The sequence below is a fragment of the Enterobacter sp. PL_is514 genome (assembly GCF_055816715.1).
On sequence record NZ_JBVPGN010000026.1, the window covers coordinates 139,875 to 158,904 of the forward strand.

Here is a 19,030-nt window from a genome sequence, read left to right on the forward strand (position 1 = left end):
TTTCCTCTGTATAAAATTCCGCCTTAATAATGAGTTTCATTTGCATCAATAATAATATTAATCAAGGGTAGCGTTTCATGAAGAAGGTCATCTGCGCGTTAGGCCTGGCGGTTGCGTCGGTCAGTTCTGCTCTGGCAACCACATATCCTCTGACCATTGAAAACTGTGGCTATAAAGAAACATTCACCAAAGCGCCGGAACGCGTCGTGGCCCTGGGCCAGAATACCGTCGAAATTTTGCTCCTGCTGGGGCTGGAAGATAAGGTGAAGGCCAGCGCCTTCTGGCCGACCAAAGTGCTGCCGCAGTTGGCGGAACAGAACGCAAAAATCAAAACGCTGACGGTAGAAATCCCGACGCTGGAATCCATCCTTTCGCAAAACCCTGATTTTGTTCCTGCCCAGCTTCCTCTGCTGCTTGGGCCGGAGAGTAAGGTCGCAAAGCGTGAAGATCTGGCCACTGTCGGCGTGAACAGCTATTTATCACCGGGCATGTGCGCGACCAAAAAGGCCGCCGGCGATATGTACGGCAGCCGCCAGAAGCTGTGGGATATGACCTATCTCTATAAAGAGATTGAGGATTTCGCTAAAATTTTCAACGTTGAAGATCGCGGCCAGGCCGTGATTGCCGATTTCAAAAAGCGCGAGGCCGACCTGCGTAAGGAATTCGGCAAGAACAAAAAAGACCTGTCGTTTGTCTTCTGGTTCTCCAGCTCATCCCCTTCTGCGGACGCCTACGTCGGCGGTAAAAACAGCGCCTCAGGGTTCATCGCTGACGTGCTGGGCGGGCATAACGCCATCACCTCCGAGACCGAATGGCCGACCGTGGGTTGGGAGAGCATTATTGCCGCCAATCCGGATGTGATTGTGGTCTCCAGCCTGGACCGCAACCGCTGGGCGCTGGATAACGCACAAGAGAAAATCAAATTCCTGAAGAGCGATCCGGCGGTCAGCCAGCTGGACGCGGTAAAAAAAGGCCACATCGTGGTGATGGACGGCCAGGCGATGAATCCGACGATCCGCACGATTTACGGGGCTGAGCAGGTCGGCGAACAGCTCAGAAAGCTGGGGCTGAACTGATGACATCCGCCGTTCTTCAGGCCCGGCAGAGCCTGGTTCTGACGACCTCGGCTTTGCTCGCCCTGGTACTGTTATTTCTGGTGATCGCCCTGAGCGTCAGCGTCGGCGAGCTGTCCATCCCGCTGGATAACGTGTTTTACGCCATCAGCAATAAAATGGGGCTTACCGAGGTTCCGCTCACTCGCATCTATGAGAGCGTCATCTGGGACTTTCGCCTGAGCCGCGCGCTGGTGGCGGCCTGCTGCGGCGCGGGGCTGGCCATCTGCGGTGCCGTATTGCAGAGCCTGCTGAAGAACGCGCTGGCGGAACCCTACGTGCTCGGCGTGTCCGCGGGCGCGTCGACCGGGGCGGTTTCTGTCGTCGTATTGGGGATCGGCACCGGTGCGGTCTCCCTCTCTGCCGGTGCCTTTGCCGGGGCGTTCGCCGCGTTTGCGTTTGTCGCGTTTCTGACGAACGGCGCGCGCGGCGGGAATGAACGGACCATTCTGGCAGGGGTCGCCGCCTCGCAGCTTTTCAACGCCATTACCGCCTACACCATCAGCACCTCCGCCAGCGCCCAGCAGGCGCGCGACGTGATGTTCTGGCTGCTGGGCAGCTTCAGCGGCGTACGCTGGCCTGAATTCCAGCTGGCGCTGGTCGTGGTACTGATTGGATTAGCCGTTTGCCTCTACTATTCCCGGGCGCTGGATGCCTTCACGTTCGGTGATGACGCCGCCGCCTCTTTAGGTATTGCCGTCCCGTGGGTGCGCCTGACGCTCTTTACCACTACCGCGCTGATTACCGCGACCATCGTCAGCATGGCGGGGTCAATCGGCTTTGTCGGGCTGGTGGTGCCGCACGTGATGCGCTTCCTGTTCGGGCCGCTGCACCGCACGCTGCTGATTGCCAGCGCGCTGGCAGGGGCGATCCTGATGGTGCTGGCAGACATTGCCTCGCGCATGCTGATTGCGCCGCAAAGCCTGCCCGTCGGGGTGGTCACCGCGCTGGTGGGCGTCCCCTTCTTTGCCGTGATTATCTACCGTTCAAGGAATAAGTGATGAGCATCTGCGCGGAAAATATTACCTGGAAGGTCGGCAAAAAGGTCATCGTTAATGACGTCTCGCTGAAGGTGTCACGGGGCGAAACGGTAGGACTGCTTGGCCCTAACGGCTGCGGGAAATCGTCTCTTTTACGGATCCTCGCGGGGTTGCGTCGCCCGGATGCTGGCTGCGTTACCCTGGACGGGCAGGACATCTCCCGCATCGCCAAAAAACAGCTTGCCCGCCGGGTCGCCTTCGTGGAGCAGCACGGCATGACGGACGCCAATATGCGCGTGCGCGACGTGGTGAAACTTGGGCGTATTCCACACCACTCCGCCTTTTCCAACTGGAGCAACCACGATGACGAGACCGTCACCGCCGCTCTGCAGCGCGTGGATATGCTGGATAAAAGTGACCAGGGCTGGCTGAGCCTCTCCGGCGGCGAGCGCCAGCGCGTCCACATTGCCCGCGCGCTGGCCCAGACTCCGACGGAAATCCTGCTGGATGAACCGACCAACCACCTGGACATCCATCATCAGATGCATCTGATGCAGTTGATCAGCGAATTACCGGTCACCAGCATCGTCGCTATCCACGATCTCAACCATGCCTCGATGTTCTGCGACTCGCTGATTGTGATGCAGAAAGGGCAAATTGTGGCGACGGGGACACCGCAGGATATCTTATCCGAGTCGTTGCTCTGGGACGTCTTCCGGGTCAAAACCAAAATCGAGATCTCGCCGTTCCATGGCAAAAAGCACATCCACTTTATCGTTTAGGGGCGAGTGAAAAACGATGCCCCTTCGCCCTGCCACCACGCTCTGGCCGCCCGTCTTACTGGGTAGCCAGTTTGTTTTTAACATTGGCTTTTACGCCGTTGTCCCCTTCCTGGCGATATTCCTGCGCGACGATATGCTGCTCTCCGGCGGGCTGATCGGGCTGATCCTCGGCCTGCGCACGTTCTCTCAGCAGGGGATGTTTATCGTCGGTGGTGCGCTCTCGGACAGGTTTGGCGCGAAAGTCGTTATCCTGAGCGGGTGCATGATTCGCGTTGCGGGCTATCTGCTGCTGGCGTTTGGAGGCTCGCTGTGGCCGATTATTCTGGGCGCGTGTCTGACAGGCGTGGGCGGCGCGCTGTTTTCTCCGTCTATTGAGGCATTGCTGGCGAAAGCGGGCACGCACAGCGAGGCGAAAGGAAAACGAAGTCGGGCGGAGTGGTTCGCGCTATTTGCGGTCTGCGGGGAACTCGGTGCGGTACTGGGCCCGGTTGCCGGTGCCCTGCTCACCGGCCTGGGCTTTCGCCAGGTGGCGCTGGCGGGCGCAGGGGTCTTTATCGTTGCGCTGGTGGTTCTCTACTTTTGCCTGCCCGCGTCACGCCACGCCCCCCGGACGCTGAAGCTCGTTCCCTGGTGGACGACGTTCCGCCAGCCGCGCTTTGTCGCCTTTATCATTGCCTACAGCTCGTGGCTGTTAAGCTATAACCAGCTCTATCTGGCGCTGCCGGTGGAGATCCAACGCTCTGGCGGTAACGAGAAAGATCTCGGCCCGCTTTTTATGCTGGCCTCGTTGCTGATCGTTGCATTACAGCTGCCGCTGGCGCGTTTCGCCCGGCGCGTGGGCGCGGTGAGGCTCCTGCCGGTAGGCTTTTTGCTGCTTTCAGCCGCCTTCGCGAGCGTGGCGATGTTTGCCCCGATGACGCCGCCGGAAGGCTGGCTGCGCTTACTGCCTTCCGTCTGCTTTGTGACGCTGTTGACGCTGGGACAGATGCTGCTGGTGCCATCGGCGAAAGATCTGATCCCTCGGTTTGCGGAGGAGTCCACGCTTGGCGCGCACTACGGGGCACTCGCCACCGCCGGGGGCATTGCGGTACTGGCAGGAAATCTGTTGTTTGGCAGCCTGCTGGATCGCGCGCTGGTGCCCTCAACGCAGGCAATGTATCCCTGGCTGCTGCTGGCCCTTTTCCCACTCTGCAGCGCGCTGGCCCTGAACGTGATTTGCCGCCCGCTGAGACGCTGAACCGATCACTTTTTCGGACGGTACTTCTCCGGCAGTTCCGGTACGGGACGACGATCATCAATCAGATGACGAACGGTCAGGATAGGATGACGCCATAACATACGCGGACCTGCCCAGCGCATAACCTGCTTCATCTCTTCACGTCTGGCAGGCTGGTAGCAGTGTACCGGACACTGCTTGCAGGCAGGCTTGTCCTCACCGAAAACGCACTTATCCAGGCGCTTATCGGCATACGCGTTGAGCGCCTGATAATGCCCTTCCTCCTGAGATGCCTGCGGACACTGCTTTTCATACAACGCGATCATTTTCGCGATGGTCTCTTTTTCTCGTGAGATGCGTTTACCGGACATAAGGGCCTACCGAATAATAAAGTGCATTAATAATACACTTTTAAGCACTGTATTTCAGCGGTTGCATTTCGTTTCCTGAAGCCTGATTCCAGTTTTCACCCTGCACCGACCGATAATTACTGGTATTTTATACAGGCATCAGAAATGACCTTTGTCCGTGTTGTCTGGAGACCCTATGCAAGAGCTCGCGATCGGCAAACCCTATCGCCATTTAAAAGTGGGATATTTTAGAAAGCGCCATGAAGACCGCAATACCAAGATACCAAAGCGTTACAGCGTACATGCGGCGCTGAGCTTAAAAGGTGACTGGCTTGAAAAGGCGGGGTTTACGACCCATTCCAGAGTCAGAGTGGACGTGGAGCATGGAAAAATTGTCATTGAATTAATGTCGGAAGACGGCTCGTAAAGCCACGACATTTTTCTGCGCCGGACCTTTTTTTCATGCGACAATAGAAGGAACAAACGGCCACTGAGCCGATCAAAACGGTTTATATTCAAAGAAATGGACATCATAACTCCATGAGCACAATCGACAATTTCGACGCACATACGCCGATGATGCAGCAGTATCTGAAGCTGAAGGCACAGCATCCGGAAATCCTGCTGTTTTACCGTATGGGTGATTTTTACGAGCTGTTTTATGACGATGCTAAGCGTGCATCGCAGCTGCTCGACATCTCGTTGACCAAACGTGGCGCATCGGCAGGTGAACCCATCCCGATGGCAGGTATCCCGCACCACGCGGTAGAAAACTACCTGGCGAAACTGGTGAATCAGGGTGAGTCCGTCGCCATCTGCGAACAGATCGGCGATCCGGCGACCTCAAAAGGCCCGGTGGAACGCAAAGTCGTGCGCATCGTCACGCCTGGCACCATCAGTGATGAAGCCCTGTTACAGGAGCGCCAGGATAACCTGCTGGCAGCGCTGTGGCAGGACGGTAAAGGCTTTGGCTACGCGACGCTGGATATCAGCTCCGGACGTTTTCGTCTGAGTGAACCGGCCGACCGTGAAACGATGGCAGCCGAACTGCAGCGCACCAACCCGGCAGAATTGCTCTATGCCGAAGATTTCGCCGAAATGGCGCTGATTGAAGGTCGTCGTGGGTTGCGTCGTCGTCCGCTGTGGGAATTCGAAATTGATACCGCGCGCCAGCAGCTGAATCTTCAGTTTGGCACCCGCGACCTGATTGGCTTTGGCGTTGAAAATGCCCCGCGCGGGCTGTGTGCGGCAGGGTGTCTCCTGCAGTACGTGAAAGATACCCAGCGCACCTCCCTGCCGCATATCCGCTCTATCACCATGGAGCGCCAGCAGGACAGCATCATCATGGATGCCGCCACGCGCCGTAATCTGGAGATCACGCAGAACCTGGCGGGTGGCGTAGAAAACACGCTCGCGTCGGTCCTCGACAGTACGGTAACGCCAATGGGCAGCCGCATGCTGAAACGCTGGCTGCATATGCCGATTCGCGATACCGATACGCTGGTTTGCCGTCAGCAGACGATTGCTGCGCTGCAGGATCGCTATACCGAGCTGCAGCCGGTCCTGCGCCAGGTGGGCGATCTGGAGCGTATCCTTGCTCGTCTGGCACTGCGCACGGCACGACCGCGCGACCTCGCGCGGATGCGTCATGCTTTCCAGCAGCTGCCGGAACTCCGTGCGCAGCTGAGCGATGTTGACAGCGCGCCGGTACAGAAACTCCGCGAAACCATGGGCGAATTTACCGAGCTACGCGAACTGCTGGAGCGCGCCATTATCGATGCGCCTCCGGTTCTGGTGCGTGATGGCGGCGTGATTGCCCCTGGCTACAACGAGGAGCTGGACGAATGGCGCGCGCTGGCCGACGGTGCGACGGACTACCTCGACAAGCTGGAAATCCGCGAGCGCGAACGTCTTGGGCTCGACACCCTGAAAGTGGGTTATAACGCGGTACACGGCTACTATATTCAGATCAGCCGCGGGCAGAGCCATCTGGCGCCGATTCACTACGTGCGTCGCCAGACGTTGAAAAACGCCGAACGCTACATCATTCCTGAACTGAAAGAGTACGAAGACAAAGTCCTCACCTCGAAAGGTAAAGCGCTGGCGCTGGAAAAACAGCTTTATGACGAGCTGTTCGACATGCTGATGCCGCACCTGGCAGACCTGCAGCTGAGCGCCAGCGCGCTGGCGGAACTGGACGTGCTGGTGAACCTGGCAGAACGCGCGGAAACGCTGAACTACTCCTGCCCGACCTTTACCGACAAGCCTGGCATTCGTATCACTGAAGGTCGTCACCCTGTGGTAGAGCAGGTGCTGAATGAACCGTTCATCGCCAACCCGCTGAGCCTGTCACCACAGAGAAGAATGCTGATCATTACCGGTCCGAACATGGGCGGTAAGAGTACCTATATGCGGCAGACGGCGCTGATTGCGCTGCTTGCGTATATCGGCAGCTACGTCCCGGCGCAAAACGTGGAGATTGGCCCCATCGACCGCATCTTTACCCGCGTCGGGGCTGCGGACGATCTGGCGAGTGGTCGCTCTACCTTCATGGTCGAGATGACTGAAACGGCTAATATTCTGCATAACGCGACGGAGCACAGCCTGGTGCTGATGGACGAAGTCGGACGCGGAACCTCAACCTATGACGGTCTGTCGCTGGCATGGGCCTGTGCGGAAAGCCTCGCGAACAAAATCAAGGCCATGACGCTGTTCGCCACCCACTACTTCGAGCTGACGCAGCTGCCGGAGAAAATGGAAGGGGTGGCTAACGTCCACCTTGATGCGCTGGAGCACGGCGACACTATCGCCTTCATGCACACGGTGCAGGATGGCGCGGCAAGCAAGAGCTATGGTCTGGCCGTTGCGGCGCTGGCTGGTGTACCGAAAGAGGTGATCAAGCGCGCGCGTCAGAAACTGCGTGAACTGGAAAGCCTGTCACCGAATGCGGCGGCGACGCAGATTGATGGTACGCAGATGTCGCTGCTGGTACCGGCGGAAGAGACATCGCCTGCCGTGGAAGCGCTGGAAAACCTCGATCCGGATTCACTGACGCCGCGTCAGGCGCTGGAGTGGATTTATCGGTTGAAGAGTCTGGTTTAGTTCTCTGCGGTCTGTTTTGTCGGGTGGCGGCTTCGCCTTACCCGACCTACAAACCCGTAGGCCCGGTAAGCGCAGCGCCACCGGGAAAAAGACCGCACAATATTATCGCCCGGTAAGCGCAGCGCCACCGGGCTTTTTTTACAACAGCGGCGGGATTGTCGGCACCTGCGGCGCCTCATCGATATCCTTCTGCGTCATGCGGAACGCTTCCGGGTAATGTTCGCGGCTGGTACGACGCAACGGTTCAGTGTCGCGCCAGGTATACAAACAATGCTGGCACTGATAAACGGTCCAGACCCCTTTTACCGGCGACGTCGCCATCACTTCAATATGCTCATCGGCACAACGTGGACAAATCATCTTTTCCTCCTTATTGGCGTGCAGCCAGCATCGCGGTCAGTTTTTCAGCCCAGGCTTTGGTTTCGGGGAGATCCTGTACCGGCTGGCTATAGTGGCCCCGGGTATCCGGCGCGACAGGCGTGGTGGCATCGATAATCAGTTTGTCGGTAATGCCCGCCGGGCTGGATCCAGGATCCAGTTCCAGCACCGACATGTTCGGCAGCTGCATCAGATCGCCTGCCGGGTTGACCTTCGATGACAGCGCCCACATCACCTGCGGGAGGTTGAACGGGTCGACATCCTCATCCACCATGATCACCATCTTCACGTAGCCCAGACCGTGCGGCGTGGTCATGGCACGTAAACCGACCGCGCGGGCAAAACCGCCGTAGCGTTTTTTGGTGGAGATAATCGCCAGCAGACCGTGGGTGTACATCGCGTTAACCGCCTGCACTTCCGGGAATTCTGCTTTCAGCTGCTGGTAGAGCGGCACGCAGGTAGCCGGTCCCATCAGATAGTCGATCTCGGTCCACGGCATGCCAAGGTAAAGGGATTCGAAAATCGGTTTGGTGCGGTAAGAGACTTTGTCGATACGGACAACCGTCATGTTACGGCCACCGGAGTAGTGCCCGGTAAACTCGCCGAAAGGCCCTTCGATTTCACGCTTGCGGCCCTCAATCACCCCTTCCAGGATCACTTCAGAACCCCACGGCACGTCGAAGCCGGTCAGCGGCGCGGTGGCAATCGGATATGGGCTTTCACGCAGCGCGCCGGCCATTTCATACTCTGACTGATCGTATTTCAGCGGCGTCGCGCCCATCAGGGTAATGATCGGATCGTTGCCGAGGGTAATGGCAATCGGCAGGTCTTCGCCGCGCTCTTCGGCTTTGTGCAGATGCAGAGCGATATCGTGCATCGGTACCGGCTGCAGGCCGAGCTTGCGCTTACCCTTCACTTCCATGCGATAGATGCCGACGTTCTGCTTGCCGAAGTGATCCGGGTCAAGCGGATCGCGCGAGACGACGCACGCTTTATCGAGATAGAAACCCCCGTCGCCGTCGTTCAGACGGAACAGCGGCAGAATATCGAACAGGTTAATGTCTTCACCGTCCACCGTATTCTGCGCCCAGGCCGGATTGGCGCGGCGCTCTGGCGCTATCGGGAATTTATCCCAGCGGCGGATAAACTCGTCGATCTGTTTTTTTACCGGAGTGTTCGCCGGCAGCCCCATCGAAATGGCGTGGTTCTGCCAGGAGCCGATGGTGTTCATCACCACGCGGGCATCGGTAAAGCCACGAATGTTGTCGAACCACAGCGCGGGCGCGCCGTCGCCAATGCGGCCGGTCGCGTTGGCTGCCGCTGCCAGATCGGGCTCGGCGTTTACCTCTTCCTCAATTTTCAGCAGTTGCCCTTGCTCATCGAGCGCCTGGAGGAAGCTTCTCAAATCATCAAATGCCATCTTTATTCTCCTGTGAAAAATGTTTCGCCTCCCGCAGCCCGTTCCAGCGTCGCGCCTTTTTATGCTCCAGACCGAACTGGTCGAGCACGCGGGTCACAATATGCTGGGTAATGTCATCGGCGGTCTGCGGGTGGTTGTAATACGCAGGCATAGGCGGCACCATCGCCACGCCCATGCGGGAGAGCGCAAGCATGTTCTCAAGATGAATGGTGCTGAGCGGCGTTTCACGGGGAACCAGCACTAGCTTGCGCCCCTCTTTCAACACCACATCCGCCGCACGTCCCACCAGCCCTTCGGCATAGCCAGCGCGGATGCCCGCCAGCGTTTTCATGCTGCAGGGAATGACGATCATGCCGTCGGTGCGAAACGAGCCGGAAGAGATAGTGGCGGCCTGGTCAGCCGGGCTGTGGACAACGTCAGCCAGCGCAGCGACGTCCTGCGCGGTGTAAGGCGTTTCCAGCTCAATGGTGGTTTTTGCCCACTTAGACATCACCAGATGGGTTTCCACCTCCGGCATGTCACGCAGTGCCTGCAATAAAGCCACACCCAGCGGCGCGCCCGTTGCTCCCGTCATTCCTACTATCAATCTCATTCATCACCTCAATAATTTGTTCGTACACGAACATTATAAATAAGCTACTCCAGGATTGTTTTGCTGACAAGATCGTTCGCATACGATCACACGAATGGCTAAAAAATGCCGCGTTAAAATTGAGAGCAATAGCGGCTATCATAGGGGGAGATTTTTTCCGTCGGAGTGTTCATGGAACTAAGACAAGAGGCGTTCCACCTGTTACGTCAGCTTTTTCAACAGCATACCGCGCAGTGGCAACATGCCTTGCCGGAACTGACCAAGCCACAGTATGCGGTGATGCGCTCCATTGCCGAGCATCCAGGCATTGAACAGGTGGCATTGACTGAAGTCGCGGTCAGCACGAAAGCGACCCTGGCGGAGATGCTCAGCCGCATGGAGGCGCGTGGTCTGGTCAAACGCGAGCACGACCCTGCGGATAAGCGCCGTCGCTTTGTCTTCCTGACGCCAGAAGGGGAAGCCCTGCTTGCAGACTGCAAGCCGGTAGGCAATGAAGTTGATGAGGCCTTTTTAGGCCGTCTAAGCAAGGCCGAACGGGAGCAGTTCTCGGCGCTCATCAAAAAGATGATGCACGATTAATTCACGCTGGTGCGCATAAAATCGATAAAGGTGCGCACTTTCGCTGACACATGCCGGGCATCAGGATACACCGCATAGATACCCTGCCGCGCAAAGGTATATTCCGGTAATACCGGGGCCAGTTTTCCCGCATCAAGCGCACCGCGTACCAGCCATTCCGGCAGTAACGCCACCCCACCGCCTGCGAGCGCAAAAGCCATAAGGGCCTGAGCGCTGTCGGCAAACAGGCGCGGCGCTTGTTTTATCTCCAGTATTTCAGGCGCACCGCTGGCATCTCTCACCTGCCAGCGCAGCGGCGAGGCCAGGCGCTCGTGGATGATCCAGTCGGCTTGCGCCAGCTGCGCAAGCGTTTCTATCGGATGGTTAACGAGCCACCCGGGCGTCGCCACAGGGAGAATAGAAAAGTGCGAAATCAGCGCGGCGTGGTTGCGCGAATCGGCAAGCGTTCCCAGCCGGATGGCCACGTCAAAGCGCTCCGAGATAAGGTCGGCGTGCAGGGACGACGAAGCATGTCGTACGCGAAGATCCGGGTGCTGCTGGCTAAACCTGGCCAGCAGCGGCACCACCACCTGTGAGCCATACTCGGGCGTAGTGGTGATCCGCAGTTCGCCAGTAAGCCCCGCATGATTCGCACGGACATCATCCTGCAGCCGTTCGGCATCCTTCAGAAGCGCCACGCTGCGTTGATGAAAAAGCGCGCCCGCCTCGGTTAACGTCAGTCGACGGGTGGAGCGCAGCAGCAGCGTAACGCCCAGCTCATCTTCAAGCTGGCGAATATTGAAGCTGACGACCGCTTTTGTCAGCCCCATCGCCTCGGCGGCCGCCGTAAAACTGCCGGTGTCGGCCACCGCGACAAACATCTGCGTCCGCTGCAGGTTAATCATCATCACGCCCTTTACTGTCAAAATATTTTTGACAGTATATCGCGTTTTGTCAGGTTTATCCGTGATTACCGAGCCGATACGATACGCCACCTCACCGGAGGATCCACCATGACGTATCGCAGCAAAGTCGCCGTTGTTTATCTGCTGGGCTTTTTTCTTGATTTGATCAACATGTTCATTGCCAGCGTCGCGTTCCCGGCAATGGCTCACGCCTTTAACGCCACGCCTTCGGCCCTTACCTGGGTTAGTAACGGGTACATTGCCGGCCTGACGCTGGTGATCCCGTTTAGCAGCGTGCTCACGCGCCGCATCGGGCCCAAGCGCGTCATCCTGCTCTCACTTTTTCTGTTTAGCGCAGCCTCCGCAGCGGCGGGCCTGTCTGCAACGCTTGAAAGTCTGATCGCCTGGCGAGTGCTTCAGGGCGTGGGAGGAGGCTTACTGATCCCCGTCGGACAGGCGCTGACCTGGCAACAATATAACCCTCACGAGCGTGCCAGACTCTCCTCGGCGGTGATGCTGGTCGCGCTGCTTGCCCCGGCCTGCTCCCCGGCTGTCGGCGGCGTGCTGGTGCAGACGCTGGGCTGGCGATGGATCTTTTTCGCTACGCTACCGGTCGCTATCGTGACCTTTGCTCTGGCCTGCCTGTGGCTTAAACACGAAAAACCCACGATGAAAGCGGCCAGACTGTTAAACCTGTCGTTGCTCGCGGACCCACTTTTACGTTTTTCCATGCTTGTCTATTTATGCGTTCCTGGCGTATTTATTGGGGTGAACGTCACGGGCATGTTTTATCTTCAGCACGTGGCGAACATGAGCCCAGCCGCAACGGGGATGCTCATGCTGCCGTGGTCCGTGGCATCGTTTATCGCCATCACGGCAACGGGACGTTATTTTAACCGTATCGGTCCCCGGCCGCTGATCGTCATCGGCTGCCTGTTGCAGGCCACGGGTATCCTGCTATTGATTAACATCAGTTCGGCTACGCTGCTGCCTGCCGTTGCGTTTACCCTGATGGGCGCGGGAGGAAGCCTGTGCAGCAGTACGGCTCAGAGCAGCGCGTTTCTGACAACGCGCCGGGAAGAGATGCCCGATGCCAGCGCGCTGTGGAATCTCAATCGTCAGCTGAGCTTTTTTGCCGGTGCCCTGCTGCTTGCCCAAGTGCTGAACCTGGCTCAGGCGTGGATGCCACCGCTCGCCGCCTGGCACGGGATGTTTATTTTTGCAGCAGGCATGACCTTGCTGCCTGTACTGTATGTTTTTCGTCTTAACAATTCGCAGGTGCTCACCCAGCTGCGACAGGAGAATTCATGACGCCTTTCGAACACGACATTATCGACCTCCACATTGCGCTTGAAGACTGGTTAGGCAAAGGTGAAGGTGATTCCGACGCCCTGCACGCCCGTTTTCGTCCCGATTTTCTGATGATCCCGCCGGGCGGCGTTCATATCGACTATGACGGCCTTGTCAGCTTTCTGGAAAAACAGCGCGGAAGCCGTCCCGGACTGAAGATCGTCATTGATGAATTAACAACGCGCCAGGCATGGCCTCACGGCGCGGTACTCCATTACCGGGAGACGCAAACCCGGCCGGACCAGCCCGTTAACGTGCGCTGGTCAACCGCGGTGCTCAATCAGGAAGGCGATCGGATAGTGTGGCGTCTGCTGCACGAGACGGCGACGCAACCGTAACACAAAAGAAAAAGGCCCGTCTCACGACGGGCCTTTTTTGACGAAAGGTTGCTTATTCGCGGAACAGCGCTTCGATATTCAGACCTTGCCCCTGCAGGATTTCACGCAGGCGGCGTAGACCTTCAACCTGAATCTGACGAACACGTTCACGGGTCAGGCCAATTTCGCGGCCGACGTCTTCCAGTGTCGCAGCTTCATACCCCAGTAAACCGAAACGACGTGCCAGCACTTCACGCTGTTTGGCGTTCAGTTCGAACAGCCATTTGACGATGCTCTGCTTCATGTCATCGTCCTGCGTGGTGTCTTCCGGGCCGTTGTCTTTTTCATCGGCCAGGATGTCCAGCAGCGCTTTTTCGGAGTCGCCACCCAGCGGGGTGTCAACGGAGGTAATGCGCTCGTTGAGACGCAGCATACGGCTTACGTCATCAACCGGTTTATCGAGTTGTTCGGCAATTTCTTCTGCGCTTGGCTCGTGGTCCAGTTTATGGGACAACTCGCGCGCGGTGCGCAGATAAACGTTCAACTCTTTGACGATGTGAATCGGCAGGCGGATCGTACGGGTCTGGTTCATAATAGCCCGTTCGATGGTCTGACGAATCCACCAGGTCGCGTAGGTTGAGAAACGGAACCCGCGTTCCGGGTCAAACTTCTCAACTGCGCGGATGAGACCCAGGTTGCCCTCTTCAATCAGATCCAGCAGAGCCAGACCACGATTGCCGTAACGGCGGGCAATTTTCACGACCAGTCGCAGGTTACTTTCAATCATGCGACGACGCGAGGCCACATCACCACGCAAAGCACGACGTGCGAAATAGACTTCTTCTTCGGCCGTTAGCAGTGGGGAGTAACCAATCTCCCCAAGGTAAAGCTGAGTCGCGTCCAGTACACGCTGTGTGGCACCCTGCGATAACAGCTCTTCTTCAGCCAAATCGTTATCACTGGGTTCCTCTTCTACTAAGGCTTTTTCGTCAAAAGCCTCTACTCCGTTCTCATCAAATTCCGCGTCTTCATTTAAATCATGAACTTTCAGCGTATTCTGACTCATAAGGTGGCTCCTACCCGTGATCCCTGAACGAGACACCCTGGCTGGCATGCCCCGTCAAATTATCGCTGCGGCAAGTACTGCAGCGGGTTTACGGATTTCCCCTTGTAACGAATTTCAAAATGCAAGCGTGTAGAACTGGTTCCGGTGCTACCCATGGTAGCGATTTTTTGCCCCGCCTTAACTTCTTGTTGTTCCCGGACCAGCATTGTGTCGTTATGGGCGTAGGCACTCAGGTAATCATCGTTATGTTTGATGATAATAAGATTACCGTAACCGCGCAGAGCATTGCCGGCATACACAACGCGTCCATCTGCGGTCGCGATGATAGCCTGTCCTTTACTCCCTGCGATATCGATCCCTTTATTTCCCCCTTCGGAGGAAGAGAAGTTTTCGATAACCTTGCCGTCAGTCGGCCAGCGCCATGCAGAAATCGGCGAACTGGAGGTCATACTGCTGGCAGTCGGTTCAGTAGAGCTAACCACAGGTGCCGTAACCGGTGCTGTGACAGCAGTCGCAGTCCCTTTATTATTCGGCAACATTTTGTTAGCAGTCTGATCACCTGAATCCTCAGAATACGTAATTACAGGTTGTGAAGCAACCACCGTGGTGGATTTTTGTGCAGGCTTAACGCTGTTATTCTGCGCCGTCACATCGGCCGCTGAAACGGTGTTGCCAGGGGTCAGCGGCGTGCCCGTCGCGTTACCCACCTGGAGCGTTTGCCCGACTTCCAGACCGTATGGGGCCTGGACGTTATTGCGCTGCGCGAGGTCACGGAAATCGTTCCCGGTGATCCACGCAATGTAGAACAGCGTATCGCCGCGTTTCACGGTATAGGTGCTGCCACCGGTGTAGCTGCCTTTCGGAATGTTCCCATACTGGCGGTTATAGACTATGCGGCCATTTTGGGTCTGAACAGGTTGTTCAACTGGCTGAACCTGCATTGGCTGTGTAACAGGATGTTGCACAGGCTGAATTTGTGGTGTTTTCTGCGGCGCAGCCGTCCCCATTTTAGGTGGCGGCGTGATTAACATTCCGCTGGACGTGTTACCGGAGCCGCTGCTTCCGCCGACGGAACTGACGGGCGCAGGCGCGTTGTTAGAACTTGTACAACCTGCCAGCCAGAGCGAAACCAGTGATAATGCCGCAACACGGCTGATGGTGAATTTAGGGCTTCCCGCGCTCATTTATCCCCCAGGAATGTTTTAACTACCAGTGACTTAAAATTTACCGTGATGGCACGAATCTTTCGCGCCACACCATACGCTGAATTTGCCTTAATAACCCTGGATAATTCCGAGTCTCAGGCCAACTCCCCCTTCACCAGAGGCACAAAGCGCACGGCTTCCACGGTGTCGATAATATACTCGCCGCCGCGTCGACGAACGCGCTTCAACAGCTGCTGCTCGTCCCCGACAGGCAGAACCAGAATGCCCCCCTCATCCAGCTGCGATAACAGGGCAGCTGGAATTTCAGGCGGGGCCGCCGTCACGATGATGGCGTCAAACGGGGCGCGAGCTTTCCAACCCTGCCATCCATCACCGTGTCGTGTCGAAACATTATGTAAATCAAGTTGTTTCAGGCGACGACGCGCCTGCCACTGTAAACCTTTAATCCGCTCAACGGAGCATACATGGTGCACCAGATGCGCCAGGATCGCAGTCTGATACCCCGACCCGGTGCCAATCTCCAGCACGCGGGAGTCGGGCGTCAGCTCCAGCAGCTCCGTCATCCGCGCTACCATATAAGGCTGCGAAATCGTCTGGCCCTGCCCGATGGGCAGCGCCACGTTTTCCCACGCTTTGTGTTCAAACGCCTCATCTACAAATTTCTCACGCGGAACCTGAGCAAGCGCTTCAAGCACGTGCTCGTCGCGGATCCCCTGCGCGCGGAGTTGTTCCAGAAGAGTTTGTACACGTTTGTTTACCATTGCGCGTTCACTCCTGCGCGATCCAGCCAGCCCGACACCACATCATGCGCGCTATACGCGGTTAAATCTACGTGCAGCGGGGTAACCGAAACATAGCCTTCTTCTACGGCGGCAAAGTCGGTATCCGGACCCGCATCGCACTTATCGCCAGGAGGGCCAATCCAGTAAAGCGTGTTGCCGCGCGGATCCTGCTGCGGGATCACCTGATCGGCAGGATGTCGGCTTCCGCAACGGGTGACGCGAATGCCTTTAATTTCATCGAGAGGAAGATCCGGCACGTTGATGTTGAGGATGCGCCCGGTACGCAACGGCTCGCGGCCGAGTGCCCGCAGGATCGAACAGGTCACCGCAGCGGCGGTGTCGTAGTGCGTGTAGCCGTTCAACGAGACCGCCAGCGCCGGGAACCCCAGATGGCGCCCTTCCATTGCGGCCGCCACGGTACCGGAGTAAATCACGTCATCGCCGAGGTTAGGCCCGGCGTTAATGCCGGAGACGACGATATCCGGACGCGGACGCATCAGCGCGTTCACGCCCAGAAAAACGCAGTCGGTTGGCGTGCCCATCTGCACGGCAATATCGCCATTTTCAAAGGTAAAGGTGCGAAGCGACGACTCCAGCGTCAGCGAGTTAGACGCTCCACTGCGGTTACGATCGGGTGCCACGACCTGCACATCCGCAAATTCACGGAGGTGTTTCGCCAGGGTCTGAATGCCCGGCGCGTGGATCCCGTCATCGTTACTCAGCAATATTCGCATAATCACCCGAGGTGTTGATAAGTTCCCTGACAACACTGGTGGCAAAGCTACCTGCCGGCAGCCAGAAGCGTAACTCGACGGTTACGTCATCCCACCAGTTCCAGCTTAACTGCTGCGGATAGAGCAGCATTGCGCGGCGTGCCGCGTCGACTTTTTCCCGCACCAGCAAGGATTGCAGTTCTGGCGCATCCGCTACGGCTGCTTGCTCGGCGGCCAGCGCGTCGCCCTGTGTTCCCCAGTCGCCCGTACCGGGCAGCGCGGCGGTAATCATCAGCGCTTTTGCGTCCACGCGCGACTGCACATCGGCCATTTCTTCGGCCGTTGCCACAAACCAGCTTCCGCGTCCCGCTAATTGTAGCGCATCGCCAACAACAACTTGATTCGCGTCCGGTTTTTTCAGCCTTTCGCTCACAATCTGATTAAACAACGCACTGCGGGCCGCCGACAACCAAAAACTGCGTTTATTCCTGTCCCGCACCGGTGCATCGCTTTGCGCCCAGCGCAGCGCGCCCTGCAGGTTGCTGCCGCCAATACCAAAGCGCTGCGCGCCAAAGTAGTTCGGCACGCCGCGTTCACTGATAGTGTTCAGACGTTTTTCAACGTCTTCGCAGTGGGTCACTTCCCGCAGCACCAGCGTAAAGTCGTTACCCTTCAACGCCCCCAGACGCAGTTTGCGCTTGTGGCGGGCGAATTCCAGTACCTTACAGCCTTCAAGCTCAAATTTGCTTAAATCAGGCATCGTATTACCGGGAACGCGCGCGCAGAGCCACTGTTCAGTGACGGCGTGTTTATCTTTCTGCCCGGCAAAGCTCACTTCGCGGGCATGAATTTTAAGGAATTTTGCCAGCGCGTCGGCCACAAAGCGGGTATTGCAGCCATTTTTCAGAATACGCACCAGGATATGTTCGCCTTCCCCATCCGGCTCGAAGCCCAGATCCTCCACCACGAGGAAGTCTTCAGGGCTGGCTTTCAGCACCCCGTTCCCCTGCGGTTTACCGTGCAGGTATGTCAGGTTGTCGAAGTCTGTCATTTGCTCGCCTTCACCAGCAGCGCCACGGCTTCACAGGCAATCCCTTCGCCACGCCCGGTAAAGCCCAGCTTCTCGGTCGTCGTCGCTTTGACGTTCACGTCGTCCATGTGGCAGCCCAGATCTTCTGCAATAAACACTCGCATCTGCGGAATGTGCGGCAGCATTTTCGGGGCCTGGGCAATAATCGTCACGTCGACGTTGCCGAGGGTGTAGCCTTTCGCCTGAATGCGACGCCACGCTTCGCGCAGCAGTTCGCGGCTGTCCGCGCCTTTAAATGCCGGGTCGGTGTCCGGGAACAGCTTGCCTATATCACCCAGCGCGGCAGCGCCCAGCAGCGCGTCGGTCAGCGCATGCAGTGCCACGTCGCCATCAGAATGTGCCAGCAGTCCTTTTTCATAAGGAATGCGCACGCCGCCAATGATAATTGGGCCTTCTCCGCCAAAGGCGTGTACATCAAAACCGTGTCCAATTCGCATTATGCCTTCTCCTGATGGGTCGAACGGGTAAGATAGAATTCCGCAAGCTGTAAATCTTCCGGACGCGTCACTTTAATATTATCAGCGCGTCCTTCAACAAGCTCAGGGTGGAAACCGCAATATTCCAGCGCAGAGGCTTCGTCCGTGATGGTCGCGCCTTCTTTAAGCGCACGCGTTAAGCAGTCGTGGAGTAATTCGCGGGGGAAAAATTGTGGCGTCAGCGCGTGCCATAAATCGACGCGATCGACGGTGTGGGCGATAGCCTGTTTGCCCGGCTCGGCGCGCTTCATGGTGTCGCGCACCGGTGCGGCCAGAATCCCGCCAACCTTGCTTGTTTCGCTCAGGGCCAGCAGACGCGCAAGGTCGTCCTGATGCAGACACGGACGCGCCGCGTCATGCACCAGCACCCACGGCGCGTTTCCGGCGGCCTGAATGCCCGCCAGCACGGAATCGGCGCGCTCGGCGCCACCGTCAACGACGGTAATCTGTGGATGATTTGCCAGCGGCAGCTGCGCAAAGCGCGTATCGCCAGGGCTGATAGCGATGATCACCCGCGTCACCCGTGGGTGCGCCAGCAGCGCCGCCACGGCGTGCTCGAGGATCGTTTTATCGCCAATAGAGAGGTACTGCTTGGGACATTCTGTCTGCATGCGCCGGCCAAAACCTGCGGCCGGCACCACGGCGCATACGTCCGAAAAAGTTACTGCCATGTCG

The 19,030-nt window shown here is 57.6% G+C and carries 21 protein-coding genes; 9 read left to right on the forward strand and 12 right to left on the reverse strand.

The window, feature by feature from the left end; all coding sequences use genetic code 11:
* The first annotated feature begins 77 nt into the window (after nucleotides 1–77).
* From eitA to AC0TNG_RS03470, 4 genes are read left to right on the forward strand one after another with little or no spacing between them, the layout of a single operon-like run.
* Nucleotides 78–1,076: a siderophore ABC transporter substrate-binding protein EitA gene (gene eitA, locus AC0TNG_RS03455; RefSeq protein ID WP_024909240.1), complete on the forward strand. Its 999-nt coding sequence runs from the start codon at nucleotides 78–80 to the stop codon at nucleotides 1,074–1,076.
* Nucleotides 1,076–2,113, forward strand: coding sequence for a FecCD family ABC transporter permease (locus tag AC0TNG_RS03460; protein ID WP_048993019.1), 1,038 nt, complete (start codon nucleotides 1,076–1,078; stop codon nucleotides 2,111–2,113). The genes eitA and AC0TNG_RS03460 overlap by 1 nt, the downstream gene beginning before the upstream one ends.
* A complete protein-coding gene (eitC, locus tag AC0TNG_RS03465; protein ID WP_048993021.1) occupies nucleotides 2,113–2,874 on the forward strand; it encodes a siderophore ABC transporter ATP-binding protein EitC in 762 nt (253 codons plus the stop codon). Before AC0TNG_RS03460 ends, eitC begins: the two co-directional genes overlap by 1 nt.
* 16 nt (nucleotides 2,875–2,890) lie before the next feature.
* The gene (locus AC0TNG_RS03470; protein ID WP_473702233.1) at nucleotides 2,891–4,111 is read left to right on the forward strand and encodes an MDR family MFS transporter; all 1,221 of its coding nucleotides are present in this window, start codon (nucleotides 2,891–2,893) and stop codon (nucleotides 4,109–4,111) included.
* 5 nt (nucleotides 4,112–4,116) lie between these two features.
* Here the strand turns inward: AC0TNG_RS03470 and AC0TNG_RS03475 are convergent, their stop codons facing one another.
* Nucleotides 4,117–4,461, reverse strand: coding sequence for a nitrous oxide-stimulated promoter family protein (locus AC0TNG_RS03475; RefSeq protein ID WP_024909244.1), 345 nt, complete (start codon nucleotides 4,459–4,461; stop codon nucleotides 4,117–4,119).
* A gap of 175 nt (nucleotides 4,462–4,636) precedes the next feature.
* On the opposite strand from AC0TNG_RS03475, the gene AC0TNG_RS03480 reads away from it, so the two are divergent.
* Both AC0TNG_RS03480 and mutS read left to right on the forward strand, forming a co-directional pair.
* Nucleotides 4,637–4,867: a SymE family type I addiction module toxin gene (locus AC0TNG_RS03480; protein ID WP_473702232.1), complete on the forward strand. Its 231-nt coding sequence runs from the start codon at nucleotides 4,637–4,639 to the stop codon at nucleotides 4,865–4,867.
* A gap of 113 nt (nucleotides 4,868–4,980) precedes the next feature.
* Nucleotides 4,981–7,542: a DNA mismatch repair protein MutS gene (gene mutS, locus AC0TNG_RS03485; protein WP_248272341.1), complete on the forward strand. Its 2,562-nt coding sequence runs from the start codon at nucleotides 4,981–4,983 to the stop codon at nucleotides 7,540–7,542.
* A 138-nt stretch (nucleotides 7,543–7,680) separates the two neighbouring features.
* Here the strand turns inward: mutS and AC0TNG_RS03490 are convergent, their stop codons facing one another.
* The 3 genes from AC0TNG_RS03490 to AC0TNG_RS03500 are packed head-to-tail and all read right to left on the reverse strand — an operon-like array spanning nucleotide 7,681 to nucleotide 9,932.
* Nucleotides 7,681–7,902 carry a non-oxidative hydroxyarylic acid decarboxylases subunit D gene (locus tag AC0TNG_RS03490; RefSeq protein WP_003862116.1) on the reverse strand — a complete coding sequence of 74 codons (222 nt, stop codon included), beginning with the start codon at nucleotides 7,900–7,902 and terminating at the stop codon, nucleotides 7,681–7,683.
* A gap of 10 nt (nucleotides 7,903–7,912) precedes the next feature.
* Nucleotides 7,913–9,340, reverse strand: coding sequence for a non-oxidative hydroxyarylic acid decarboxylases subunit C (locus tag AC0TNG_RS03495; protein ID WP_473702231.1), 1,428 nt, complete (start codon nucleotides 9,338–9,340; stop codon nucleotides 7,913–7,915).
* On the reverse strand, nucleotides 9,330–9,932 hold the full coding sequence (locus tag AC0TNG_RS03500) for a non-oxidative hydroxyarylic acid decarboxylases subunit B (protein ID WP_024909248.1): 603 nt from the start codon (nucleotides 9,930–9,932) through the stop codon (nucleotides 9,330–9,332). Before AC0TNG_RS03500 ends, AC0TNG_RS03495 begins: the two co-directional genes overlap by 11 nt.
* Nucleotides 9,933–10,103: 171 nt before the next feature.
* On the opposite strand from AC0TNG_RS03500, the gene AC0TNG_RS03505 reads away from it, so the two are divergent.
* The gene (locus tag AC0TNG_RS03505; protein WP_024909249.1) at nucleotides 10,104–10,511 is read left to right on the forward strand and encodes a MarR family winged helix-turn-helix transcriptional regulator; all 408 of its coding nucleotides are present in this window, start codon (nucleotides 10,104–10,106) and stop codon (nucleotides 10,509–10,511) included.
* On the opposite strand, the gene AC0TNG_RS03510 is transcribed toward AC0TNG_RS03505, so the two are convergent.
* Nucleotides 10,508–11,395 (reverse strand): LysR family transcriptional regulator, encoded by an 888-nt coding sequence (locus tag AC0TNG_RS03510; RefSeq protein ID WP_208763928.1) that lies wholly within the window; start codon nucleotides 11,393–11,395, stop codon nucleotides 10,508–10,510. The genes AC0TNG_RS03505 and AC0TNG_RS03510 overlap by 4 nt on opposite strands.
* Nucleotides 11,396–11,503: 108 nt before the next feature.
* On the opposite strand from AC0TNG_RS03510, the gene AC0TNG_RS03515 reads away from it, so the two are divergent.
* Both AC0TNG_RS03515 and AC0TNG_RS03520 read left to right on the forward strand, forming a co-directional pair.
* Nucleotides 11,504–12,706 carry an MFS transporter gene (locus AC0TNG_RS03515; protein ID WP_370884429.1) on the forward strand — a complete coding sequence of 401 codons (1,203 nt, stop codon included), beginning with the start codon at nucleotides 11,504–11,506 and terminating at the stop codon, nucleotides 12,704–12,706.
* Entirely contained in the window at nucleotides 12,703–13,083 is a 381-nt protein-coding gene (locus AC0TNG_RS03520) for a DUF4440 domain-containing protein (protein WP_024909252.1), read from the forward strand. Before AC0TNG_RS03515 ends, AC0TNG_RS03520 begins: the two co-directional genes overlap by 4 nt.
* A 52-nt stretch (nucleotides 13,084–13,135) precedes the next feature.
* On the opposite strand, the gene rpoS is transcribed toward AC0TNG_RS03520, so the two are convergent.
* The 7 genes from rpoS to ispD all read right to left on the reverse strand — a co-directional run bounded on the left by rpoS (nucleotide 13,136) and on the right by ispD (nucleotide 19,026).
* Nucleotides 13,136–14,128: an RNA polymerase sigma factor RpoS gene (gene rpoS / locus AC0TNG_RS03525; RefSeq protein WP_008499600.1), complete on the reverse strand. Its 993-nt coding sequence runs from the start codon at nucleotides 14,126–14,128 to the stop codon at nucleotides 13,136–13,138.
* A gap of 59 nt (nucleotides 14,129–14,187) precedes the next feature.
* Nucleotides 14,188–15,312: a murein hydrolase activator NlpD gene (gene nlpD, locus AC0TNG_RS03530; protein ID WP_407821225.1), complete on the reverse strand. Its 1,125-nt coding sequence runs from the start codon at nucleotides 15,310–15,312 to the stop codon at nucleotides 14,188–14,190.
* A 116-nt stretch (nucleotides 15,313–15,428) separates the two neighbouring features.
* Complete coding sequence (locus AC0TNG_RS03535; protein WP_157189659.1) at nucleotides 15,429–16,055, reverse strand: protein-L-isoaspartate(D-aspartate) O-methyltransferase; 627 nt, start codon at nucleotides 16,053–16,055, stop codon at nucleotides 15,429–15,431.
* Nucleotides 16,049–16,810, reverse strand: coding sequence for a 5'/3'-nucleotidase SurE (surE, locus tag AC0TNG_RS03540; RefSeq protein WP_021241911.1), 762 nt, complete (start codon nucleotides 16,808–16,810; stop codon nucleotides 16,049–16,051). Before surE ends, AC0TNG_RS03535 begins: the two co-directional genes overlap by 7 nt.
* Nucleotides 16,791–17,840 carry a tRNA pseudouridine(13) synthase TruD gene (gene truD, locus AC0TNG_RS03545; RefSeq protein WP_267217486.1) on the reverse strand — a complete coding sequence of 350 codons (1,050 nt, stop codon included), beginning with the start codon at nucleotides 17,838–17,840 and terminating at the stop codon, nucleotides 16,791–16,793. The genes surE and truD overlap by 20 nt, the downstream gene beginning before the upstream one ends.
* Nucleotides 17,837–18,316, reverse strand: a complete 480-nt coding sequence (gene ispF / locus AC0TNG_RS03550; RefSeq protein WP_008499607.1) for a 2-C-methyl-D-erythritol 2,4-cyclodiphosphate synthase — start codon at nucleotides 18,314–18,316, stop codon at nucleotides 17,837–17,839. Before ispF ends, truD begins: the two co-directional genes overlap by 4 nt.
* Nucleotides 18,316–19,026: a 2-C-methyl-D-erythritol 4-phosphate cytidylyltransferase gene (ispD, locus tag AC0TNG_RS03555; protein ID WP_473713295.1), complete on the reverse strand. Its 711-nt coding sequence runs from the start codon at nucleotides 19,024–19,026 to the stop codon at nucleotides 18,316–18,318. Before ispD ends, ispF begins: the two co-directional genes overlap by 1 nt.
* Between the last annotated feature and the right edge of the window lie 4 nt (nucleotides 19,027–19,030).